1 tRNA gene is annotated in these 671 nt (G+C 22.5%); it reads right to left on the bottom strand.

Annotated features, from left to right (window positions below):
* Window positions 1–307: 307 nt before the first annotated feature.
* Window positions 308–383 (bottom strand) — tRNA-His (locus EHV01_RS06330).
* Between the last annotated feature and the right edge of the window lie 288 nt (window positions 384–671).

The raw sequence follows: 671 nt of genomic DNA, 5'->3' as shown, positions 1-671 counted from the left end.
TTTAAAAAATTTAAAGCAAAATCATAATCTTACACAAAATTAGTTTTCAAATTGTCATATTGATGATTTTTTTTTATTTCATCAAGAGTTTTCGACAAAATTAAAGACAGACTTTAACTAATTAGAAATTTTTTTATTGGAAATAAATTATTTTGGAAATTATAAATTTATATATTGCTTTTTACAAGACCTTATAGTTAAGTAAAAATCTCCCCTATTTGTTTGATAATTTTAATAGGGGAGATATTATGTTAGATTTGATATTTTTTCTTTTTAAAAATAAAAAAACTACTTTTGTAGTTAAAAATGGGGCGGCTGATGGGACTTGAACCCACGAATGCCGGAGCCACAATCCGGAGCGTTAACCTCTTCGCCACAACCGCCATATTTGATTATATAAATAACCTTACTTATTATAACTTAAAACAAAAAAATGTAAATAGAATTATTCCTACATCTTAAAAACATATTTTTTATAACATTAAAATAAATAAGATATTACTTTAAAAAGGATTATTATGTTAATAAATCTTATCATTAATTTTATATTATATAATAGACTTCTTGCTTTAATTTTGTCGAAAACTCTTGATGAAATAAAAAAAATCATCAATATGACAATTTGAAAACTAATTTTGTGTAAGATTATGATTTTGCTTTAAATTTTWWAW

This window comes from Spiroplasma sp. hy2, from assembly GCF_044714365.1.
GTDB lineage: Bacteria > Bacillota_I > Bacilli_A > Mycoplasmatales > Mycoplasmataceae > Spiroplasma > Spiroplasma phoeniceum.
Note: the sequence above shows the minus strand (reverse complement) of the source record. Positions and strands in the feature narration are given on the sequence as shown.